21 protein-coding genes and 1 pseudogene are annotated in these 20,488 nt (G+C 43.1%); 9 read left to right on the top strand and 13 right to left on the bottom strand.

Annotation, left to right across the window (positions count from 1 at the left end; genetic code table 11):
• The 4 genes and pseudogenes from GUA46_RS12815 to GUA46_RS12800 form a co-directional block, all read right to left on the bottom strand.
• Positions 1–186, bottom strand: a pseudogene (locus GUA46_RS12815) (L-glutamate gamma-semialdehyde dehydrogenase); the annotation flags it as partial.
• A 72-nt stretch (positions 187–258) separates the two neighbouring features.
• On the bottom strand, positions 259–645 hold the full coding sequence (apaG, locus tag GUA46_RS12810) for a Co2+/Mg2+ efflux protein ApaG (RefSeq protein WP_108247285.1): 387 nt from the start codon (positions 643–645) through the stop codon (positions 259–261).
• Between the two features lie 5 nt (positions 646–650).
• Positions 651–1,904: a DUF3667 domain-containing protein gene (locus tag GUA46_RS12805; RefSeq protein WP_176620830.1), complete on the bottom strand. Its 1,254-nt coding sequence runs from the start codon at positions 1,902–1,904 to the stop codon at positions 651–653.
• Positions 1,905–1,933: 29 nt separating this feature from the next.
• Positions 1,934–3,178 (bottom strand): type IX secretion system plug protein, encoded by a 1,245-nt coding sequence (locus GUA46_RS12800; protein ID WP_176620829.1) that lies wholly within the window; start codon positions 3,176–3,178, stop codon positions 1,934–1,936.
• 150 nt (positions 3,179–3,328) lie between these two features.
• On the opposite strand from GUA46_RS12800, the gene GUA46_RS12795 reads away from it, so the two are divergent.
• The 8 genes from GUA46_RS12795 to GUA46_RS12760 all read left to right on the top strand — a co-directional run bounded on the left by GUA46_RS12795 (position 3,329) and on the right by GUA46_RS12760 (position 10,850).
• Positions 3,329–4,681 (top strand): Na(+)-translocating NADH-quinone reductase subunit A, encoded by a 1,353-nt coding sequence (locus tag GUA46_RS12795; RefSeq protein ID WP_108247287.1) that lies wholly within the window; start codon positions 3,329–3,331, stop codon positions 4,679–4,681.
• Between the two features lies 1 nt (position 4,682).
• The gene (locus tag GUA46_RS12790; RefSeq protein WP_176620828.1) at positions 4,683–5,933 is read left to right on the top strand and encodes an NADH:ubiquinone reductase (Na(+)-transporting) subunit B; all 1,251 of its coding nucleotides are present in this window, start codon (positions 4,683–4,685) and stop codon (positions 5,931–5,933) included.
• 2 nt (positions 5,934–5,935) lie between these two features.
• Positions 5,936–6,685, top strand: a complete 750-nt coding sequence (locus tag GUA46_RS12785; RefSeq protein ID WP_108247289.1) for a Na(+)-translocating NADH-quinone reductase subunit C — start codon at positions 5,936–5,938, stop codon at positions 6,683–6,685.
• Position 6,686: 1 nt separating this feature from the next.
• Complete coding sequence (locus GUA46_RS12780) at positions 6,687–7,334, top strand: NADH:ubiquinone reductase (Na(+)-transporting) subunit D (RefSeq protein ID WP_108247290.1); 648 nt, start codon at positions 6,687–6,689, stop codon at positions 7,332–7,334.
• Positions 7,335–7,345: 11 nt separating this feature from the next.
• Positions 7,346–8,086 carry an NADH:ubiquinone reductase (Na(+)-transporting) subunit E gene (gene nqrE / locus GUA46_RS12775; protein ID WP_176620827.1) on the top strand — a complete coding sequence of 247 codons (741 nt, stop codon included), beginning with the start codon at positions 7,346–7,348 and terminating at the stop codon, positions 8,084–8,086.
• 3 nt (positions 8,087–8,089) lie between these two features.
• The gene (nqrF, locus tag GUA46_RS12770) at positions 8,090–9,397 is read left to right on the top strand and encodes an NADH:ubiquinone reductase (Na(+)-transporting) subunit F (RefSeq protein ID WP_108247292.1); all 1,308 of its coding nucleotides are present in this window, start codon (positions 8,090–8,092) and stop codon (positions 9,395–9,397) included.
• 85 nt (positions 9,398–9,482) lie between these two features.
• Positions 9,483–9,842, top strand: coding sequence for a Na(+)-translocating NADH-quinone reductase subunit F (locus tag GUA46_RS12765; protein WP_176620826.1), 360 nt, complete (start codon positions 9,483–9,485; stop codon positions 9,840–9,842).
• Entirely contained in the window at positions 9,843–10,850 is a 1,008-nt protein-coding gene (locus GUA46_RS12760) for an FAD:protein FMN transferase (RefSeq protein ID WP_176620825.1), read from the top strand.
• Here the strand turns inward: GUA46_RS12760 and GUA46_RS12755 are convergent, their stop codons facing one another.
• The 4 genes from GUA46_RS12755 to gpmI are packed head-to-tail and all read right to left on the bottom strand — an operon-like array spanning position 10,851 to position 14,448.
• Positions 10,851–11,615 carry a class I SAM-dependent methyltransferase gene (locus tag GUA46_RS12755; protein WP_176620824.1) on the bottom strand — a complete coding sequence of 255 codons (765 nt, stop codon included), beginning with the start codon at positions 11,613–11,615 and terminating at the stop codon, positions 10,851–10,853. It lies immediately after the preceding gene.
• A 28-nt stretch (positions 11,616–11,643) separates the two neighbouring features.
• Positions 11,644–12,018, bottom strand: coding sequence for a GxxExxY protein (locus GUA46_RS12750; protein WP_176620823.1), 375 nt, complete (start codon positions 12,016–12,018; stop codon positions 11,644–11,646).
• 48 nt (positions 12,019–12,066) lie between these two features.
• Entirely contained in the window at positions 12,067–12,885 is an 819-nt protein-coding gene (gene map / locus GUA46_RS12745) for a type I methionyl aminopeptidase (protein WP_176620822.1), read from the bottom strand.
• A 45-nt stretch (positions 12,886–12,930) separates the two neighbouring features.
• Positions 12,931–14,448: a 2,3-bisphosphoglycerate-independent phosphoglycerate mutase gene (gpmI, locus tag GUA46_RS12740; protein WP_176620821.1), complete on the bottom strand. Its 1,518-nt coding sequence runs from the start codon at positions 14,446–14,448 to the stop codon at positions 12,931–12,933.
• Between the two features lie 207 nt (positions 14,449–14,655).
• Between gpmI and GUA46_RS12735 the strand changes: the two genes are divergently transcribed.
• On the top strand, positions 14,656–15,048 hold the full coding sequence (locus GUA46_RS12735) for an ankyrin repeat domain-containing protein (RefSeq protein WP_176620820.1): 393 nt from the start codon (positions 14,656–14,658) through the stop codon (positions 15,046–15,048).
• A gap of 105 nt (positions 15,049–15,153) precedes the next feature.
• On the opposite strand, the gene GUA46_RS16950 is transcribed toward GUA46_RS12735, so the two are convergent.
• From GUA46_RS16950 to GUA46_RS12715, 5 genes are all read right to left on the bottom strand, one after another.
• Complete coding sequence (locus GUA46_RS16950) at positions 15,154–15,321, bottom strand: DUF6747 family protein (RefSeq protein ID WP_313789992.1); 168 nt, start codon at positions 15,319–15,321, stop codon at positions 15,154–15,156.
• A gap of 113 nt (positions 15,322–15,434) precedes the next feature.
• Complete coding sequence (locus tag GUA46_RS12730; protein WP_176620819.1) at positions 15,435–16,199, bottom strand: M48 family metalloprotease; 765 nt, start codon at positions 16,197–16,199, stop codon at positions 15,435–15,437.
• Positions 16,200–16,238: 39 nt separating this feature from the next.
• Positions 16,239–16,973, bottom strand: coding sequence for a M15 family metallopeptidase (locus GUA46_RS12725; protein WP_176620818.1), 735 nt, complete (start codon positions 16,971–16,973; stop codon positions 16,239–16,241).
• A gap of 77 nt (positions 16,974–17,050) precedes the next feature.
• Positions 17,051–18,217, bottom strand: coding sequence for a gliding motility-associated C-terminal domain-containing protein (locus tag GUA46_RS12720; protein WP_176620817.1), 1,167 nt, complete (start codon positions 18,215–18,217; stop codon positions 17,051–17,053).
• A 4-nt stretch (positions 18,218–18,221) separates the two neighbouring features.
• Complete coding sequence (locus GUA46_RS12715; protein WP_176620816.1) at positions 18,222–20,366, bottom strand: hypothetical protein; 2,145 nt, start codon at positions 20,364–20,366, stop codon at positions 18,222–18,224.
• Positions 20,367–20,488 lie beyond the last annotated feature (122 nt).

The following is a 20,488-nucleotide window of genomic DNA, read 5'->3' as shown; positions in this document are numbered from 1 at the left end:
GGGCGACATGGGCCTGGTGTTGCCCGTTCTTATTTCTTCGCTTCCGATGTAAAGCGGAACGTCCACTTCACTGTCGTAAAACGCCTTGTATTGTTTGAGTACTTCTTCTCGTTCGGGAGAACCTGGAGCGTAGCTTAGTACAGGCTCATTGTATGCTGTTGGAACTTGAAAAAATCCTTTTCCCATAGAAATGTTTTTAATTATTAAACAATTCTACCAAAGGTAATGAAACCTATAAGGATTTTAAAATAACCTGAATCAGTTTATGGCAAACGGCGCGGCAAACTTAAAGGTAGGTATATCCACTTCAAATTCGTTGGCATTGGTAAAGTTGACCATCTGGTAGTGTCCTCGCATGGCTCCAACGGGTGAAGCTAAAAGGCATCCAGAACTATAGGTGTGCGATTTACCGGGTTTAATCACGGGTTTTCTGCCTATTACGCCTTCTCCATCAATGGTCTCCATGTCCTTAAGGGCATCGAATACGTCCCAGTGCCTTGCGGTAAGCTGTACGGTGTCCTTACTCAGATTTTCTATGGTTATGGTGTATCCGAATGCATAATGCACTTTATAATTCTTAAAGAATGTGCCTTCAAAAGAGGTGCGTACCGATACTTTTATTCCTTTGGTTACCTGTGTAAACATAACTATCAATAGGTTAAACCGCTTCCTGCAAACGTGACTATAATCGTGAAAAAGGCCAAGATCATAAATACCGTGTTCAAAAAGATGTATTTCACAATAGTTTTAAATCTTCCTTGTCCGTAGAATTTTCGCATTGCCTTATATAGGTAAAAGGCGAAAATCAACAGAAAAATCCCTGAGCTATTTATATCGAATATGGTATCCAATGTAAGGCTAAGGATGAGCAAGATAAACAAGAGCGACTGATTGTGGAAACTAAAAATAAGATGATCGGTGTAGGTATAATTTTTTCTGATGTACACCAACCAAATGAAGACTGTGAACACCGGCATGAAGAAGAAAATGACAAATGGGAGCTTGGAAATTGTTTCGTTGACCCAGGTTCCTGGTTCGCTCACCACCTTCCAAACACTGTTGGAAAAATTGAAGGCCATTTTGTTGGTTGTTGTCTCTTGGATGTTGTAGAGAGTCTGGGCCTGCTCGAAGTTGTACAGGGTGTCCTTTTTAATGTAGAGCCCGAAAAACTCCGCTTTTTTGGAAAAAGCATCAATACCCGATTTGGCTTCGAGTGTTTTAAAATAGCCCGATGGGTCGGCATTCATAAAAGAGTCCTTTTTTTGTTGTGACTGTTCGATATCTTTTATAAAAACTCCAAGGGAATCTAAATTACCTAGCTTTGCAGAAAGTTTTGGGTCTCCATTTTTGATGGAATCAAGATGTTGTAGGCCGACCGAAATATTCGGGTTTATCCTTTTTAAGGAATCCAAGGTCATCTGGGTTGATTCGCTCTGTTTTTTGTAGATAGTGCTATCTACTTCTATGCCTCCCGATTCGGTATTAAATTTGAAGGGTGAACCATTATATATAGTGCTGTCAAAATCTTTTGCGGCCTGATCCCAGTCATCGAAATGACTATTGTAGGTGAACATTAAAAAATAAAGGAATGCCAAGCTCAGCAAAAAACGAAACGGGTTCGTGTAAGAGACCCTTTTTCCGTTTACGTAGTCTTTTGAAATACGTCCTGGTCGAAGCAATAGGGCTGAAAGTGTTTTAAGGAGCTTGGAATCATAATTGATCAGTCCAGAAAAGAACTCATCAATAAAATCCTTAATTGTAAGTTTTTTGGTGCTGTTAGCCTGGGAGCAATTGGGGCAATATTTATCACTGATGTCGAGGGGATGTCCACAGTTTAGACATTCAACGCCTCTAAACTTTAATTCGTAGCGACCCTTGGTGATCAAACCATCTTTTTTGCCCATGTCCTTCGAGGATTTGGGCCTAAAGATAATTAATTGCTGATATTTTGGGAGTTTGTGGAGCCTATACCTATTATACTGTCATACATATCACCAAAATCTCGATAATATACCAATATAAGGTAGTTGTTTTCGGTAAAATGAAAATTGCCACTTACCACATTGGGTTCGATGGTACCGTCTTCCCGTTGGATAACATATTTATAGTTGTAAAACCCTTGCTTCATTAAAAGGGTTGCCTCAAACTTTCCGGTTTCCTCGTTGAATATCATTTTGTTTTCATCGGTCAACCCATAATTATTGAACTTTCCGATAACGTACACATCGTCCAGTCCTATCAAATCGGTGTACGGCAAACTAAAATGAACCTTGGAATATTCTGCCTCTCTTGAAACATCCTCCCCTTGGAGGGTCCTTACCACAAAATCGCCATTAATGTCCGGAAAATAGGTGTACTCTTGGTCGAACCGATATTCATTGGTGAACAGATAGTGGTGGTACACGTCACTCATCTCAATTCTGGAAATGGCAAATGTTGGGGAGCGAAGGTCTTTAGTGTCGAAGTTCAGGTACTCGTTGCCACCAAAAAAACTCGTTTCCTCATTGTACTTGTACACGAGTTCCGTGCCAATGGTAAATTGTGGTTTGATGTTATAAAGAGCCGTGGACCATTGGTGGTTCTGTATGATGGCGACCTTGACCTCCTTTTTGGGATTTACCACATTGAAGCCGGCAGTGTTGATATTGAACTGTACTACTTGTTTGGTGTTGATAAAGTTAAAATCCCTGGACCGCTTTACGGTGCCTGCAACAGAGACCGCATTCCGGTAAACCACAAACCTTCTGGAAAATTGAAGGTCGCCGTAACTATTGTAGATTTCCAGTACAAAATTGCCGCTGACCGTTAATCTAACGTTCTCGTTGGGGATGGAAAGGCGATAATTGGAGTAGGGCTGAAGGGTGGTGTAGCTGTTCTCGTAGTCGATAATCCGTTGGTTGTCCGCACCGGAAAGATATTGTGATTTTAATAATTGGGAAGGTGTCCAATCGTAATCACAATGAACAATTTTGTAATAGTAATCTTGTTCGTTGGCCAAGAGGTCATCGAACTCCAAAGTCATTGACTCTCCGAGCTGTATTACCGGAAACTGGTCTTCCGTTGGACCTTTAAAAATCACCGATTTTATATTTTCTGGGGGATTTACTTCCTCCATAACCTGTCCGGAAACCGAGGGGATCACCAGACACGTCAGAAAAAGAATGTAGGCAAATCGCATCAAGGGCATAATTTTAAGTAAAGGTAAGCAAAAAGTAAGCCAAGGGAATTAAGCTCGTCATAATCCCAATTTTATGGTTAATTATTATGAAAACAATCCTTTTAGTACTATTTTTGCATTCGATTTTGATAACAAAAGGTCTACAATAATATGTCTAAAGACATCCGGATTAAAAAGGGGTTGAATATCAACCTCGTCGGGGCGGCAGAGCAGACTATTTCCAAAGCCGTTACAAGTAACGTTTACGCCCTGAACCTAGATGATTTCCACGGAATCACTCCAAAAATGTTGATAAAACAAGGGGAAGAGATAAAAGCGGGCGAACCCCTCTTTTATAACAAGAACAACGAAGAAATGCACTTCGTATCCCCGGTAAGCGGAGAGCTTGTGGAAATTGTTAGGGGAGCAAGGAGGCGAATCTTAACACTAAAAATTCTTGCTGATAAAGAACAAGATTACGTAATCAATAAGGTGCCGGATTTGGATACGGCAGATGGTGAGGCCATTAAATCTTACCTGTTGCAATGTGGGGGATGGCCTTTTATTAAGCAAAGACCTTACGATGTGATTGCTGATCCCAGTGCCACTCCAAAAGCAATATTCGTTTCTGGATACGCAACTGCACCATTGTCGGCAAATCCTGATTTTGTGCTTCAGGATAAGGAGCAGGAAATTCAAGCGGCTGTTTTGGCATTGGGCAAAATGACCCCGGGGAAAATACATGTAACCGTTGGGAAATCCAACAGGTCTCCGTTCAATAATATTAAAGGGATAGAGCTTCATAAAATTTCTGGTCCTCACCCAGCTGGTTTGGTAGGTACGCAAATCAATAGAATTGATCCTGTGAACAAAGGTGAGGTGGTGTGGACGCTATCTCCGCAGGATATGGTAATGTTGGGAGAACTGCTTTTGACAGGTAAGTTCAATGCGGAGCGAATCGTGGCATTGGCCGGTTCTGTTGTAAAGCAACCTAAGTATTACAAGACAAAAATCGGAGCTGAAATCTCCACTTTCCTTTATGCGAGTGGTGTCAATGAAGATAGGTTTAGGTTGATAAACGGAGATGTCCTCACAGGTTCCAAAACCAATACAGAGGGCTACCTTGGATTCTACAATAATACTGTGACGGCTATTCCCGAAGGAGACGACTACGAGTTTTTTGGTTGGAACAAGCCCGTGTTCAATAAGATTTCATCTACAAGGGCATTGACCTTTTCTTGGTTGCAGCCCAATAAAAAATATGACTTGGATACCAATACCAACGGTGAGCATAGGGCTTTCGTGGTAACAGGTAGATATGAGGAAGTCTTTCCTCTGGATATATACCCGCTTCAATTATTGAAGGCCTGTATGGTGAAGGATTTGGACGAAATGGAGCAATTGGGACTTTACGAAGTGGCTCCTGAGGATTTCTCTTTGACAGAATTCATATGCATATCAAAACAACCACACCAACAAATAATCAGGGAAGGATTGGATTTGTTGCAAAAAGAACTTGGATAATATGGGCATGAAAGAAAAATTACACGACTTAAAAGTAAAGTATCAGGGCAAAAAAATGGCCCCGGCCTTCAATGCGCTGCATACTTTTCTTTATATGCCGAACGAGACTACCCATTCTGGGGCGCACGTTCGAGCTGCCGATGATTTGAAACGTACCATGAACACGGTAATCATGGCTTTGGTGCCATGTTTGTTGTTCGGAATGTTCAATGCAGGGTATCAACATTACTCTGCCATCAACGGTTTTCCAGAGAGCTTTTCTCTTTTTGACCACTTCTTGACATGGGACAACTTTTGGATTGGTGTTACTACAGTTTTGCCGTTGGTAATTGTATCCTATGGAGTTGGTTTGGCGATTGAATTTTTGTTCGCTGTAATCAAAGGTCACGAAGTGGAAGAAGGATACCTGGTAACAGGGATGTTGGTTCCATTAATTGTTCCTGTAGATACTCCTCTTTGGATGTTGGCCATAGCCGTAGCGTTTGGTGTTGTGATCGGGAAAGAAGTTTTCGGAGGTACCGGAATGAATATATTGAACCCCGCACTTACTATTCGTGCGTTCTTGTTCTTTGCTTATCCAACTTGGATGAGTGGTGACAAGGTATGGGTTCACAAAGGAGTAGAAAGAGCTGGAACGGCAGACGCTATTTCTGGAGAAACTGTTCTAGGTTCCCTGGCTCAGGGCTCTGATTATGCCTATTCGTTGTCCGATATGTTCTACGGATTTATTCCTGGTTCCGTTGGTGAAACATCGACCTTGTTGATTCTGCTCGGAGCACTTTTCTTGATTTTCACGAAAATAGCCTCTTGGAGAATTATGGTAAGTGCCGTAGTGGGTGCTTTAGTGATGGGTCTTATTTTCAACGGTGTTGTGGATGCTGGTTGGTTGCCGGAATATAGTAAGTTCTATGCGCTAATGAGTTTTCCTTACTGGCAGCATTTGTTGGTAGGTGGATTGGCTTTCGGTATCGTATTTATGGCTACCGACCCTGTAACGGGTTCACAGACCAATAAAGGAAAATGGTACTACGGTTTCTTTATAGGATTACTTTCAGTAATGATCAGGGTGTTCAACCCAGGTTATCCAGAGGGAGTGTTCTTGGCCATCTTGCTGATGAACGTGTTTGCACCTACCATTGATCATTACGTGGTAAGGGGTAACATTAAAAAGAGATTGAAACGATTTAAGACAGCAACCATCTATCCAAAATCTTCGGACGAGGTTGATACACTAAAAACGGAAACAGCTTAATTATGGCAATCAATACAGAAAAAAATAGCTACACTGTAGTATTCGCAGTCTTAATGGTTGTTGTTGTGGGTTCGCTATTGGCATTCGTTGCATCTGGCCTTAAGCCTATGATCACCGAAAACCAGCGATTTGAAAAGCAACAGAATATCCTTTATGCCATGGGTGTTAATGATAATGAAGGCGATAGTGATGTGAGCTTTGTTCCAACTACCGAGGTAGAAGAGGCATTTTCAAAGTACATTACGCAGCAATTGGTCGTGAACGGTACGGAAGCATCAGAAAAGGATAATGCATATTTGATTGAGGTGCAGAAAGAATTGGTCAAAGTCAAAAATGGTGAAGAAGGAGAACTTCCGTTGCTTGTAGGCGAGAAGGATGGAGAAAAGTATTATATCATTCCAATGTACGGAAAAGGTCTTTGGGATGCCATCTGGGGATATATTTCGGTCGACAATAATATGGTGGTCAAAGGTGTGTTCTTCGATCACGCGGGAGAAACCCCTGGTCTCGGGGCCAACATCAACCAACGCTTTTTTATGGATGACTTCAAAGGTGAATCCATTATGGATGGCAACACCTATGAAGGTATAGCTGTAGCGAAAGGTAATAACGACCCGTTGAACAACGACAAAGATGATAATCAAGTAGATGCTTTGGCAGGAGCTACCATTACCGGTAACGGTGTTACCGCTATGATAAAGGAAAGCCTAAAGCTATACAAACCTTATTTACAAACTCTTAGAACCAATTAATATGGCGCTACTATCAAAAAAAGATGCAAATCTTATAAAAGATCCGTTGGCGGACAACAACCCTATTACCATTCAGGTATTGGGTATCTGTTCAGCGCTAGCGATTACCGCGGAGCTCAAAGCTTCCGTAGTGATGGCGATATCGGTATTGTTCGTACTTGGCGTGGGTAACGTTGTTATATCATTATTGAGGAACATCATACCTGCAAAAATTAGAATTATCGTACAATTGGTGGTAGTTGCCGCTTTGGTGATTATCGTGGATCAAGTACTGAAAGCTTTTGCCTATGACCTCAGTAAAACCTTATCGGTATTTATTGGTCTGATTATTACCAACTGTATCATCATGGGGCGTTTTGAAGCTTTTGCTTTGGGTAACGGTCCTTGGAAATCTTTCTTGGATGGTATTGGTAATGCCTTGGGTTATGGTGTAATTTTGGTAATAGTTGGTTTCTTTAGGGAACTATTGGGTTCCGGAACACTTTTCGGAATGAAGGTGTTGGGCGATCCGATCGCCAAAACAGGACTGTATTCCATCGGCTATGAGAACAACGGTTTTATGATTATACCCCCGGCGGCATTGATTGTAGTGGGAATTATAATATGGGTACAACGTTCTCGAAACAGAGCATTAATTGAAGAAGCATAAACTGAGGAAGCATGTTAGAGCATTTAGAATTATTTTTTAGATCAATCTTCGTAGACAATATGGTGTTTGCGGTCTTTTTGGGAATGTGTTCCTATTTGGCCGTATCCAAGAAAGTTTCCACAGCTGTTGGTTTGGGAGCTGCAGTAATATTTGTTTTGGGTGTAACGGTTCCGTTGAACTGGCTTTTGGATCAATACCTTCTTCAGGAGGGAGCATTGGTTTGGTTAGGGCCAGAATATGCGGATTATGACCTAGGTTTTTTATCCTTTATCCTATTTATTGCGACCATTGCAACAATGGTTCAATTAGTTGAGATAGTGGTGGAGAAATTTTCACCTTCTCTATATAACTCTTTGGGTATTTTCTTGCCCTTGATAGCTGTTAACTGTGCCATTTTGGGAGGTTCGCTTTTTATGCAGGCGAGGGAAATCCCAAATATAGGGTTGGCGCTGAATTATGGAATCAGTTCCGGTATTGGATGGTTCTTGGCTATTTTGGCCATTGCGGCAATTAGGGAAAAAATCAGGTATTCTAATGTACCGGCACCATTGCGCGGTTTGGGAATCACTTTTATAATCACAGGTTTAATGGGTATTGGTTTCCAAAGTTTTGGAGGTATGCTTACGGGTGATAACGAGCCGCCAGAGGAAGCCCAGACCACTACCGTTGAAACCAAGGAAGATAAAGAAATCAAAAAGGAGATTGAAGATAAAGAAAAAGCAATCTCTTATAACGAAGCCATAAACAAATAGAAGATGATATTAGCCGCAAGTACCGGAGGTACTATTCTAATTACCGTAGTAGCGTTTCTTGTTTTGTTGTTGATTTTGGTGGCACTCTTGCTGTTCACCAAAGAAAAACTATCTCCATCAGGACCAGTTACGATAACCATTAATGGTGAAAAAGAATTGGAAGTTGGTTCAGGAGGGTCTTTGTTGTCAACCTTGGGTAACCAAAAAATATTCTTGCCATCCGCATGTGGTGGAGGTGGAACCTGTATCCAGTGTGAATGTCATGTACTTTCCGGAGGAGGGGAAGCCTTGCCGACAGAAACACCTCACTTTTCAAAAAAGGAATTGAGCGAGGGTGCCCGTTTGGCCTGTCAGGTTAAGGTAAAGCAGGACATGAACATCACTATTCCAGAAGAGGTATTTGGTATCAAAAAGTGGGATGCCAAAGTAGTACGTAATTATAACGTGGCCTCGTTCATTAAGGAGTTTGTGGTGGAGATTCCAGAAGATATGAACTATAAGGCAGGTGGGTATATCCAAATTGAGATTCCACCTTGCGAAGTAAAATATTCGGATATTGACATTACCGCTCACCCAGAAGAACATGAGACACCGGACAAGTTTCAAGCTGAGTGGGATAAGTTCAACCTATGGCCATTGGTAATGAAAAACCCTGAAACTGTTGAAAGAGCCTATTCCATGGCCTCTTACCCAGCAGAAGGAAGAGAGATTATGCTAAACGTTCGTATTGCTACCCCACCTTGGGACCGTAATAAAAATGGATGGATGGATGTGAATCCAGGTATTGCCTCTTCATATATCTTTAGTTTGAAGGAAGGTGATCCCGTAACCATTTCCGGACCGTTCGGTGAATTCTTTATTAACGAGTCCGAAGCAGAAATGCTTTACGTAGGAGGTGGTGCCGGTATGGCGCCAATGCGTTCTCACTTATACCACTTGTTCAAAACATTAAAGACCAATAGAAAAGTTACGTATTGGTATGGAGGTCGTTCCAAAAGAGAATTGTTCTATATTGATCATTTCAAGCAATTGGAAAAGGATTTTCCTAACTTCAAATTCTATATGGCACTTTCAGAACCAATGGAAGAAGATAACTGGAAAGTTAAAGAGAATATAGATGCTGAAGGAGATGGTTTTGTTGGATTTATTCACAACTGTGTTATCGATAACTACTTGAACCATCACGAAACTCCAGAAGATATTGAACTATATTTCTGTGGACCACCATTGATGAACAAAGCTGTTCAGAAAATGGGCGAGGACTTTGGTATTCCAGATGAGAATATCAGGTTTGATGACTTTGGAGGATAATCCGAAACATATAATCACCTCGAGCATTGTCGAGAGGAATTTATAAAACCAAACCGATGCTCAAGCATCGGTTTTTTTGTTGCCTATGGGAAGAGAATTAACAGAACAAGAATTGCACAACTTGGCCATGAACATAGTGGGTAGGGAACTGGAGTCTGATGGTTTTGAATTTATGGCCATCAACAGTAAGCTCAAAAAGAACCCGCAGTATGTGTGCCTTAAAGAAAAAGTGCTACATTTTATTGTGGTGCGCAATGTGGAATTTCCCCTCAATCCGAGAGAATATGATGAAGAATTGATGCGCACCGTTAAAGATCACGCTGAGAAATTCGAGGCCCGGACTTATTTCGCAGGGGTTGGACTCTCCAACGCATCGGACCGGACGGAACCGTTGTTTTTGGATGAAGAATATGTGGTGGACTATCAAGGATTAATAGAGATATAGATGGGAAAAATTGTACTGTTGTTGGGATGGGTTGTATTGTTTGTTGCTTGTAATCAAAAGAATGGGCAGGTCAAGAACCAAGCTTGGGGCAATGCCCTGGGCACCACGTATTCCATTATTTATATTGCCGATAAGGAACTGGATTATCAACAGGAGATAGATTCTGTTTTTCAAGTGCTCAACCAATCGATGTCTACCTACATTCCTTCTTCCGACATTTCCAAGATCAATGAAGGAGACTCCACTGTAGTTGTGGATGAGATGTTTAAAGAGGTTTTCGATGTTTCTAGCGAAGTCCACAAGGCTTCAAACGGCTATTTTGACCCCACTATCGGTGTTTTGGCCAATGCATGGGGATTTGGTCCGGGTGAGCAGATACAGCTCGACAGCCTTCGCGTGGATAGCTTATTGGGCTATGTTGGATGGGAAAAGGTAAAGCTAAATTCAGATAATACCATCAGTAAGACCCATCCATCCATCCGATTTGATTTTAACGCAGTGGCCAAAGGTTATGCAATAGATAGGCTAGGGGCCATGTTGGATGCCAAAAGTATCGAGAATTACCTCGTTGAAGTAGGGGGCGAAGTGCTGGCCAAGGGTACCAATCTGGATTCAGGGAAACAATGGACGGTCGGTATTGATGACCCTCAGGTAGAAACAGGCCGTGAATTGAAACAAATTGTTTCCTTGGAGGATATGGCGATGGCATCATCCGGTAACTATAGAAAGTTTAGGGTAGACCCCGATACTGGTGAGAAATACGTACATACCATTAATCCAAAAACAGGGTACACGAAAAACTCCAATGTTTTGGCAACAAGTGTGGTGGCCAAGACCTGTGCCGTTGCGGATGCTTATGCAACAACTTTTATGGCGATGGATTTGGAGGAGTCCAAAAAAGTGCTTGATAATCATGATGAGCTGGAGGCATACATCATCTATTTGGATGAAAACGGCGAGACTAAGGAATTTTTTACTTCTGGTTTTGAAGCTCTGGTCAAAAAATGATCATTTCCGAACCAAGGGGATAATTTCGCCTTTCGCCAATCGATATTTTTCAACATCTTCCTTTGGAAGGGTGTTGGTGTAATCCACTTCTTCCACTGTGAAACCTATGCTGCGAAGCTTATCAAAATAGTCCCTGCCATAAATGCGGACATGATCGTATTGACCAAAAATACGGGCACGCTCTTTTTTATCGATAATGGTGTCATCTTCAAAGGTCTTTTCCCTTTTCAGGTCTTGTGGAATTTGAAAGATGCCCCATCCGCCCGGTTTCAGTACACGGTAGAGTTCTTGCATGGCCTTAGTGTCATTCGGGATATGTTCCAGAACATGGTTGCATAAGATGACATCAAAGGAATTATCGGAAAAGGGTAGGTTGCAGATATCCGCCTTTACATCCGCCAAAGGTGAATTGAGGTCGGTAGTGGTGTAATCTAGATTGTCCAACTTTTTGAATCGGTTGTAAAACGCCTGTTCAGGCGCGAAGTGGAGCAATTTTATAGGTTTGCTGAAGAACTCGGTTTCATTCTTTAAATACAGCCACAATAAGCGGTGCCGCTCCAAGGATAGGGTAGAAGGAGAGAGTACGTTCTCCCTGGGACTTTCATATCCGTAGGGAAGAAAACTTTTAAAGCTCTTACCGTCAATCGGGTCGGTGAATTTATTTCCCTTTAGGAAAAAGGCAATCAATGGACGTACCCAATAGCTTAATCGGATAAGTAAAGGCCTAGGAATTAGATTGAGGAAGTATTTAAAAATTTTTGACACGAATCACACGGATTTTCACCAATTGGATTTATAGTATTACTCTTTTGTAGGATAAGCTATCCTCACCAAAATTTACAATTAGCCCCAACTTCAATTTAGAAGCTGCTAGATAGTTTAAGGTCTGTTTTACATGGGCACTGTTGATCTTTTCCACTGCTTTGAGCTCCAATATTATTTTGTCGTCTACTAAAAAGTCAGCGAAATAGTGGTGTTTCAAGATGTTGCTTTTATAGGTGATATTGAATTTAGCTTCTTTTTGATATGGAACACCGCTGGACTTCAGTTCCAATTCCAATGCTTCTCCATAGACTGCTTCACTGAATCCTTTACCAAGTTCGTTATGGATGTCCATGCATAGGCCAATGATGAAGTAGGACTCATTTTTATAAATGATTTGGGACATTTATTTGAATAATTGGTGAAATTCGTGTCAATATAAAAAATACTTACACTAAAGCACCAACTTTTTGCTTCGGAACTCATCCTCTTCATCGCTGGTAATGCCCAAGGCCTCGTAAATATATTGAAACGTGGATAGTAGTTCAGGTTTCCCGTCTACAAGGGCCACATCGTGCTCAAAATGGGCGCTCGGCTTTCCATCCGCAGTAAGTATGGTCCAACCGTCCTTGAGTTGCTTTATTCGCCTGGTGCCCATGTTGATCATGGGTTCTATGGCCACAACGGTTCCATTTACAAATTTTTTGCCACGCCCTCTTTTCCCATAATTGGGCATTTGTGGGTCTTCATGTAGTTCACGGCCCAAACCGTGCCCTACCAATTCGCGCACAACTCCGTAGCCATGGTCCTCGGTATACTTTTGGATAGCATAGGCCACATCGCCCACACGATTGCCCAATGTAAACTCTCGAATTCCCAAGTAAAGTGATTCTTTGGTGACCTTGAGCAATTTTTTGGTTTCTTCGGCTACCTCGCCAACTTCAAAGGTGTACGCATGGTCGCCATGAAAGCCATTTTTAACGGCTCCACAATCCACGGAAACAATATCCCCGTCTTTCAATTCTTCATTGCCGGGTATTCCGTGCACGACTTGCGCATTTGGGCTCCAGTTTAGTGTGTTCGGAAAATCGTACATGCCCAAAAAGCCGGGTACGGCTCCTTGCTCACGGATAAATTCCTCTGCCATTTTATCCAACTTTAATGGATTGGCCCCAGGCTTGATTTCTTTGGCCAACATGCCCAATGTTCTGGATACCACCAAAGCGCTTTCGCGCATCAACTCAATTTCCTCTGCTGTCTTTACTTGAATCATAGCCGCAAAGATAAATTGATTCTATGGATTTTAAAGAATGTTTGCTTAAACCAGTGGTTTTTGTGTCATCAATTCGGGTTGTGGTACACCGATCATTTTAAGTATGGTAGGCGCAATATCTCCCAAAACACCACTCTTCACCTCTTTGATGTCGTTGTCCACCAAAATAAGTGGCACTGGGTTGGTGGTGTGTGCCGTGTTCGGGCTACCATCGGGATTGATCATGGTATCGCAGTTTCCGTGATCGGCAATTACGATGGTGGAATAGCCGTTCTCCAAACCGGCCGTAATCACGTCCTTCGCACATTGGTCAACGGTTTCGCATGCTTTAACAGCTGCTTCCATGACACCGGTGTGACCGACCATATCCGGATTGGCAAAATTGAGGCAGACAAAATCGGCATCCCCTTTTTTAAGTTCAGGGATAATGGCATCACGGATGTCGTAGGCACTCATTTCCGGTTGAAGGTCGTAGGTTGCCACTTTCGGGGAAGGACAAAGGATTCGTTCTTCACCATCAAACGGTTCCTCGCGCCCTCCGTTGAAAAAGAAGGTTACGTGCGGATATTTTTCCGTCTCGGCGATGCGTATTTGCCTTTTTCCATTTTTGGCAAGGGTCTCACCAAGGGTTTCCCTTATGTTTTCTTTGTTGAATATGATTTTGATTCCGTTGAAGGATTCATCATAGTTCGTCATGGTCACATAATACAGGTTCAGTTTGTGCATGTTCTGCTCATGGAAATCCTGTTGGCTCAACGCTTGGGTAAGCTCACGGCCACGGTCTGTCCTAAAATTGAAAAAGATGATTACATCATCATCCTGAATCTTGGCAATCGGAGCGTTGGCAGCATCCGTCATTACCAAAGGTTTGATGAACTCGTCGGTAACGCCTTCATCATAACTTTTTTGCATGGCTTCACCTATATGCTGTGTTTTCTCTCCATCGGAATTTACCAGAACGTCGTAGGCCATTTTAACGCGCTCCCAACGTTTGTCGCGGTCCATGGCATAATATCTTCCGATTACGGTAGCCAACTTGGTCTTTTTGTCAGCGCAATAATTGTCAAGGTCTACCAAAAAGCCTTTTCCACTTTTGGGGTCCACATCACGGCCATCGGTAAATGCATGGACGTAAGAATTTTGCACACCGCTTTCGTCAGCAGCTTTTATGAGTGCTTTTAGGTGGTCTATATGGCTATGTACGCCACCATCGCTCACCAAGCCCAAAAAGTGGACCGGCTTGTTATTGGCCTTGGCGTAGTCAAAGGCGTCTTTGAGTACTGTTTCGTTTTTTAAGGTATCTTCTTTTACGGCTTTGTTGATTTTGGCCAAATCTTGGTAAACGATTCTTCCAGCACCAAGGTTCATGTGTCCTACCTCGCTATTTCCCATTTGTCCTTCAGGCAGACCAACGTTCATTCCGTCGGTGTGAAGGTCGGCATCAGGATATTTGGTGTAAAGTGAATCAATGAATGGTGTATGGGCCTTTTCAATGGCCGAAACTTTTGGGTCTGGGGATTTTCCCCAGCCGTCCAAAATCATAAGAATAACCTTTTTGTTCATAGTAAAATATTGTACCACAAAAATAAAATGTTCTCCTTGGATGCCCTAGCTTTTTGTTAAAATTCTAATTATGAAGTTGTTAATTATTTTATGTTAAAATTGAAGAGTTGTTAAAAATAAGTTATTTAACTGTTAATCGTGTAACATCCTCTGTTCTGGGAAGTCTATTTTTATAACAAGTAAATTCATTAATCAAAAACAATCATCATGAAAAAAACAATTTTCACAGTGGCTGCATTTTCCATGTTGGCCCTAAGCGGCGTTTCTGCCAACGAACTCAAAACAACTGATTTTGGAACAAATTATGAAATGGTAAGCCCCGATGAGCTCAGCACTTTTTGCAAGGCGGTAATGCAGGGCGATGTGGAAGCCGTTAAAAAATTCATTGAACTGGGGGAGGATGTCAACCAAAAATCTTTGGGGAAAGCTCCTATCCATTATGCGGCCCGTTACAATAAGGCCGAGGTCTTAAAAGTGCTCATTGAAAATGGGGCCGACCTAAAAAAGCGCTGTGATGGTGGCATGACTGCCATGAAGTATGCGGAATTGTCCAACGCAACAGAGGCACAAGCCGTGTTGGAAGCTGCTATGAAAAAATAGAAAAGGAGTTTATTCGTCCAATGAAAAAGGCCTCACCAAAATGGATGAGGCCTTTTTTTCATTTCACAAATTTTAGTGTCCTTGCAAAAGAGTGTGTCTCGCGGCTTAGAACTCAAAGCCAGTAAAAGCTCTGTATAAAAATGCATATACAGCCAATAAAAACATGGCGGCACAGAATATTGAGTATCCCTTTAAAAAGAATACAACAAAGCTAGGTTTGCAATCGTCAAATGCCTCTAAATAGAGATCTTTAAAGTGTAATAGTGTTCCCATATGTTCTCTCTTTTTATAGCATAAAAGATCAAGAGAACGTAGGTAGGATTCGGGTTCATTCAAAGATACGGAAATAAGGACAAAGCACTTTTTTAATCGATGAACCGCCGATTCTATCGACCTGAATATTTATCGATGGATTCCTTGATTTTTTCAATCCTGTTCTCGGGGTCGGGGTGGGTGCTCTGGAATTCGGGAACCCGGTTGGGCCCGGCAGCAGCTTTCAGTATTTTCATGACCTCTATCATCTCGTTGGGATCGTAACCGGATTCGATCATGAACAATACGCCAAGATCATCACTCTCCAGTTCGTCGCCCCTGCCATTGGTCAAAAGGGTGTTCTGGCCAATTCCTGCAACTACACTGCCCATGTCGCCGCCTACGGACGCCCCTGTGGCCAAAGTTTGCCAAAAACTGCTTTCGGCAATACGTTCCGCAGAGTGCCTTCCGATTACATGACCTATTTCGTGGCCCAGTACGCCCGCAAGTTGTGCCTCGTTGAGCTGGGAGAACAGCGCATAGGTGATAAATATCTGCCCGCCCGGCAAGGCAAAGGCATTTATGGTGCGGTCGTCCGCCAAAAGATGGAACTCATAGCGATAAGGGGTCTCGCTGGCCACACTGTTCTGGACCAGTTTGTTGCCGACCTTGTCCACTAAATTTTGAAGACGTTCATCGGGGTATAGGCCGCCGTGCTGTTGTGCCATTTCGGGGGCACTTTGTAGCCCAATGGCAATTTCCTGCTCCGCGGTCATGTCGATGTTCTGGGTTCGCCCGGTATAGGGATTTTCTTCTTGGTTGCTGCATCGGCGTATAAAAGCAAATGCCACAATGGCCAAACCGATAAGGATACGTATCCTCCAACTTCCTCTTCTCATGGTGTAGTGTTCTTGTTAGTTGAAGATACGAAAAAACGGTTATAGCAATACTGGGTTGATGTCCAAAATATTATCCTGAAGATAGGTCTTGATAAACCCAGCGGTAAAGTGTTCGCTGCCCATAAATCTTTCTTCTTCCAACAACTTGAGGATATTGAGTTTTCTATAGGCCGTTAGCATGGGAATGGAAATGGGCGCATAGCTGTAGTGCCAAGGTTCGTACTTAAAGCCCCTTCTTCTGGGGTTGTTGGTATAGACAAGATAGAACCCATATTTGGTCGAGTTTTCGTCCAACCAAAGTTTGAAGCCTTCGTAAGGGCCGCCCGCTTCAAATTTTTCGGGGACCAGTACATCGCCCGAAGATTTTGGGAAGCCATCGATAATATCAATGTCGGTTCCCCAATGGTGTCTGCTCGTCCCAGGAATGGTTGAATATTCAATTATTTTTTCAATGGCATCAAAAGGGGACAGGCCCAAATCCTCTGTATAGTTCAGGTATTTGCGTTCCCAAATGCGCTGTTGATGATAGTAATCGCGAAAGCTGGACACCATTTTAATATCAAAACCGGCGGAATAGGCCGCTTTTTTCATTTCCAAAAAGGAGTTGTAGGCTTCTTCCCGTAAATTAATGCCTTCACCAAAAAGTTTTATGTCCGCTTTGCCCATCAGCTCTTCGGTCGAGTATTTGGGGTCGGCGAAATAGGGAAACACGGGTGAAAGGGCACAGGCCATGCCGGATGCCGCGGTATTTTTTAAAAAGCTCCTTCTTTTCATGAAACAAATTTTGCCCCAAGTTAAGAAGTATTTTTAATTACTGCTTTTGAAAAATTCTGGAGGGAAAGACTGATTTTTTACTTATCTAAAAATAGGAAGCCGTTATATTCCAGTCCAAGGTCGTCCAAGGTCACCAGATAAAAATAAACGCCTTCCGGAAGGCCGTTGGCTGGATTGGGAACCATGCTGCCCGTGTTGGCCACGCCCCTGAACTCGTTGGTGTAGTTTATCTTTTCAAAAACCTTTTGTCCGTAGCGGTTAAAAATACGCAAACTGTTGTTCGGCGATTCCTCCATGCCATCGATGACCAAAAAATCGTTGGTGCCGTCTCCGTTCGGGCTCAAAAAATAATTGCCCAAAGTGGGATTGTTCACGGCAAAAGTATCTGTCGGAAGCGGAACCGTACCAAAGGTAATGGCTGCATAATCGTTGGGCACAAAGGTTTCCGAGGTTACAAAACCATTGGTGATATCGCCACTATAAGCGGTGTTCCCGATAACCACCCATTGGTTGGACGATTTGTTCCAGCCCACTACGATAATGGACTCCACCGTGGCATTCGGAATGGTGATCAGGCTGCTTCGGGTGTTCCACGAAATGGTGACCTGAACGGGAGTGTTGCCCTGTAGTATCCAGAATTCCCTATCGGTCACCGTGCCAATGTTGTTTACTTTTTCTTCCACATCAAAAGTTTGGGAAATGGAGGTGGGGGCGGAAGGATTTTCAAAAAAATAGGCACAAATGGCTTGTGGCACCGTACCCTGGGCATTGAACGTCAACGGGCGGAGCTGTTCCGCATCGCCTACCGGGAAGGAGAACACGTTGCGGTTGTTCACCTCGGCAAAGCCGGTTACTTTGGAATCGTCGCTCTCTCCGCCAAAAAAGCCGTCTTCCATAAAGTTTAGGTTGACCGTTGGCGTGTTGGTGGGCGTTAAAAAATCGCCGAGTATAAAATTAACGTTGTTCCGCACCATCAGCGGGATGTCCAAAAACACATTGTTGTCCATCAAGATCTCCGTATCCCAAAAAGTGGGGGGTATGCTCCCTGTGACCGTAATGGGGCGATTGCCATAAAAACCGACCAGCCCAGTGGTTTGGTCAAAGTTGGCATCGTTGATCAAATTGGTATGCAGGCCCACTTGGGCATCGTTGTGCACGGTAAAATTGCCACTGTTGTACAGCCCTTCTTGGGCAAAGGCAACGCTGACCGAAAACAAAAACGCTATGTGGAGGAAGGGTTTCAAGGAATTATAAGTTTGTTACTGTAAAATACCAACTAGAATCTACAGGGGAATAAAGTATATTGTCAACCACCACTGAGTGTGTGTGAGGGTCTACGGTTGTTGGGGTCGTTGGGTCTTGTGTTTCATAGAAATCTGGCATTGGAAAAGGGGCATAGATAGTTACATCAAACCCGTTAATTGTTGGGTTTGATACTTCTATCGTTGTTCCTGGCTGTGGTTGGTTTAAAACAGTTAGTTGAACAATATAATTTACATCACCCGCAGGTCTAGGAGTAGCAAATTGTACAGAATAATTACCAGTACTGGTTCTTGTTACACCCGAACCAGCTGCTGGCAGTGCGACTCCAGATGCATTCACAATTGTTGCGTTATTATTTACTCTGCCGAGAGCTACCACGGGATTTGTAACAGCGACATTAAAATCTTGTCCGGAGGGAGTAACAGTAATTCCATCTCCTTCGGAAACAGTAGGTGTATCTATTAGAATCCAGTTCGTTCCGTCCCATTGCATGAGCTGTCCGTTGGTTGTACCATCCTCAAGTTTTGCACGAGTAACGTTTGCATCTAGAATTTTGTTTGTAGTGACCGCTCCGTCCGCAAGTTCGTCGGTATCTATCCCCCCGTCAAGCACGTCCAAAGTCAAAGGGTCTGCTTGTGTTCCGGTTCCGTTCAGTGCAAGGGACCCGTTTAATGTTGCGTCAGTTACTTCGTTCCCTATAATGCCATCATCTTCGGTGATATCCAGGGATGTTTCATCGACGAGTACCCAGTCGGTTCCATCCCACTGCATGAGCTGTCCGTTGGTTGTTCCGTCCTCAAGTTTTGCACGAGTAACGTTTGCATCTAGAATTTTGTTTGTAGTGACCGCTCCGTCCGCAAGTTCGTCGGTATCTATCCCCCCGTCAAGCACGTCCAAAGTCAAAGGGTCTGCCTGTGTTCCGGTTCCGTTCAGTGCAAGGGACCCGTTTAATGTTGCGTCGGTTACTTCGTTCCCTACAATACCATCCGTTTCTGTGATGTTCAATGCCGATTCATCGATAAGGACCCAGTCGGTTCCGTCCCATTGCATAAGCTGTCCTGTGGTTGTACCATCCTCAAATTTTGCACGAGTAACATTTGCATCTAGTATTTTATTTGTAGTGACCGCACCGTCCGCAAGTTCGTCGGTATCTATTCCCCCGTCAAGCACATCCAAAGTCAAAGGGTCTGCCTGTGTTCCGGTTCCGTTCAGTGCAAGGGACCCGTTTAATGTTGCGTCGGTTACTTCGTTCCCTACAATACCATCTGTTTCTGTGATGTTTAGTAATGTTTCGTCAACAAGAACCCAGTCGGTCCCGTTCCATCGCATGAGCTGTCCGGAAGTTGTTCCGTTGGCTATTTTGTCGAGGGTAACAGCATCATTCGCTATATCCTCTTCAAGTATAGTACCATTCAATATTTTAGTTGAGGTAACCGCATTATTGGCAAGTTCGTTTTCTGTGATTCCAAGTGGAGAAACCCCAAGCGTATATGGGTCACCGGCATCTCCATTTCCAGAACGTGTCAAGGTTCCATCGGTGACATCCACCACTTCATTACCTATAACGCCATCGGCTTCAGAAATCTGTAGGTCGGATTCAAGTGTGTATACCCAATCCGTACCATTCCATATAATAATTTGTCTCGTGTTACTGGCAAGACCATTGAAATGCTCCTCAGGGTTGATTGAGTTGTTCGCATAGTGTTGAGAGTCGATTACTCCTGGTGCTATATCTGATCCTTCAATTGAATTTCTAGGAATATTACTGCTGTCAATTAATCCTACACTAAAGTCATAGTTGTCGCCGTCTTGGGTAATTATAATAGTGCCATCTTCGGTGGAGGTTGTAAAAGAGTCATCCAGCGCCTCACAGATATTGATCCATTCCGTGCCATCGTAGTAGTGCAGGCAGTTTTGGTCCGTATTGTACACCAAGGCACCGCGCAACGGGCTTATGGCGCTCATTTGGGCATCGGTTACTCGGGAGATTACCAAGGCACGCGAGGTACTCTCCAATTCCAGTAGCGAGGCGGGGTTCAAATTCTGGGGGTTATCACCGATTTTTACCTGTGCGGTCAGCGAGTTGATCGCCAATAGGCCTATGATGGTGTAGATTAGTGCAGTTTTCACAGTGTTTGTTTATTTGAGGATTTTCCAAACGTAAAAACAAAACTATACTTATGTTTTAATATCTTTAATAAATACCGTCCAAACACGAAATTCACGGGTGAATGGAACCACCTTTGGTATAT

This window comes from Flagellimonas chongwuensis (assembly GCF_013376415.1).
Classification (GTDB): domain Bacteria; phylum Bacteroidota; class Bacteroidia; order Flavobacteriales; family Flavobacteriaceae; genus Flagellimonas; species Flagellimonas chongwuensis.
Note: the sequence above shows the minus strand (reverse complement) of the source record. Positions and strands in the feature narration are given on the sequence as shown.

What these genes read in the sequence shown, in the direction of transcription:
- apaG (WP_108247285.1), bottom strand. Translation starts at nt 645, where the DNA reads ATGTTTACACAGGTAACCAAAGGAATAAAAGTATCGGTACGCACCTCT.
- GUA46_RS12805 (WP_176620830.1), bottom strand. Translation starts at nt 1,904, where the DNA reads ATGGGCAAAAAAGATGGTTTGATCACCAAGGGTCGCTACGAATTAAAG.
- GUA46_RS12800 (WP_176620829.1), bottom strand. Translation starts at nt 3,178, where the DNA reads ATGCGATTTGCCTACATTCTTTTTCTGACGTGTCTGGTGATCCCCTCG.
- GUA46_RS12795 (WP_108247287.1), top strand. Translation starts at nt 3,329, where the DNA reads ATGTCTAAAGACATCCGGATTAAAAAGGGGTTGAATATCAACCTCGTC.
- GUA46_RS12790 (WP_176620828.1), top strand. Translation starts at nt 4,683, where the DNA reads ATGGGCATGAAAGAAAAATTACACGACTTAAAAGTAAAGTATCAGGGC.
- GUA46_RS12785 (WP_108247289.1), top strand. Translation starts at nt 5,936, where the DNA reads ATGGCAATCAATACAGAAAAAAATAGCTACACTGTAGTATTCGCAGTC.
- GUA46_RS12780 (WP_108247290.1), top strand. Translation starts at nt 6,687, where the DNA reads ATGGCGCTACTATCAAAAAAAGATGCAAATCTTATAAAAGATCCGTTG.
- nqrE (WP_176620827.1), top strand. Translation starts at nt 7,346, where the DNA reads ATGTTAGAGCATTTAGAATTATTTTTTAGATCAATCTTCGTAGACAAT.
- nqrF (WP_108247292.1), top strand. Translation starts at nt 8,090, where the DNA reads ATGATATTAGCCGCAAGTACCGGAGGTACTATTCTAATTACCGTAGTA.
- GUA46_RS12765 (WP_176620826.1), top strand. Translation starts at nt 9,483, where the DNA reads ATGGGAAGAGAATTAACAGAACAAGAATTGCACAACTTGGCCATGAAC.
- GUA46_RS12760 (WP_176620825.1), top strand. Translation starts at nt 9,843, where the DNA reads ATGGGAAAAATTGTACTGTTGTTGGGATGGGTTGTATTGTTTGTTGCT.
- GUA46_RS12750 (WP_176620823.1), bottom strand. Translation starts at nt 12,018, where the DNA reads ATGTCCCAAATCATTTATAAAAATGAGTCCTACTTCATCATTGGCCTA.
- map (WP_176620822.1), bottom strand. Translation starts at nt 12,885, where the DNA reads ATGATTCAAGTAAAGACAGCAGAGGAAATTGAGTTGATGCGCGAAAGC.
- gpmI (WP_176620821.1), bottom strand. Translation starts at nt 14,448, where the DNA reads ATGAACAAAAAGGTTATTCTTATGATTTTGGACGGCTGGGGAAAATCC.
- GUA46_RS12735 (WP_176620820.1), top strand. Translation starts at nt 14,656, where the DNA reads ATGAAAAAAACAATTTTCACAGTGGCTGCATTTTCCATGTTGGCCCTA.
- GUA46_RS16950 (WP_313789992.1), bottom strand. Translation starts at nt 15,321, where the DNA reads ATGGGAACACTATTACACTTTAAAGATCTCTATTTAGAGGCATTTGAC.
- GUA46_RS12730 (WP_176620819.1), bottom strand. Translation starts at nt 16,199, where the DNA reads ATGAGAAGAGGAAGTTGGAGGATACGTATCCTTATCGGTTTGGCCATT.
- GUA46_RS12725 (WP_176620818.1), bottom strand. Translation starts at nt 16,973, where the DNA reads ATGAAAAGAAGGAGCTTTTTAAAAAATACCGCGGCATCCGGCATGGCC.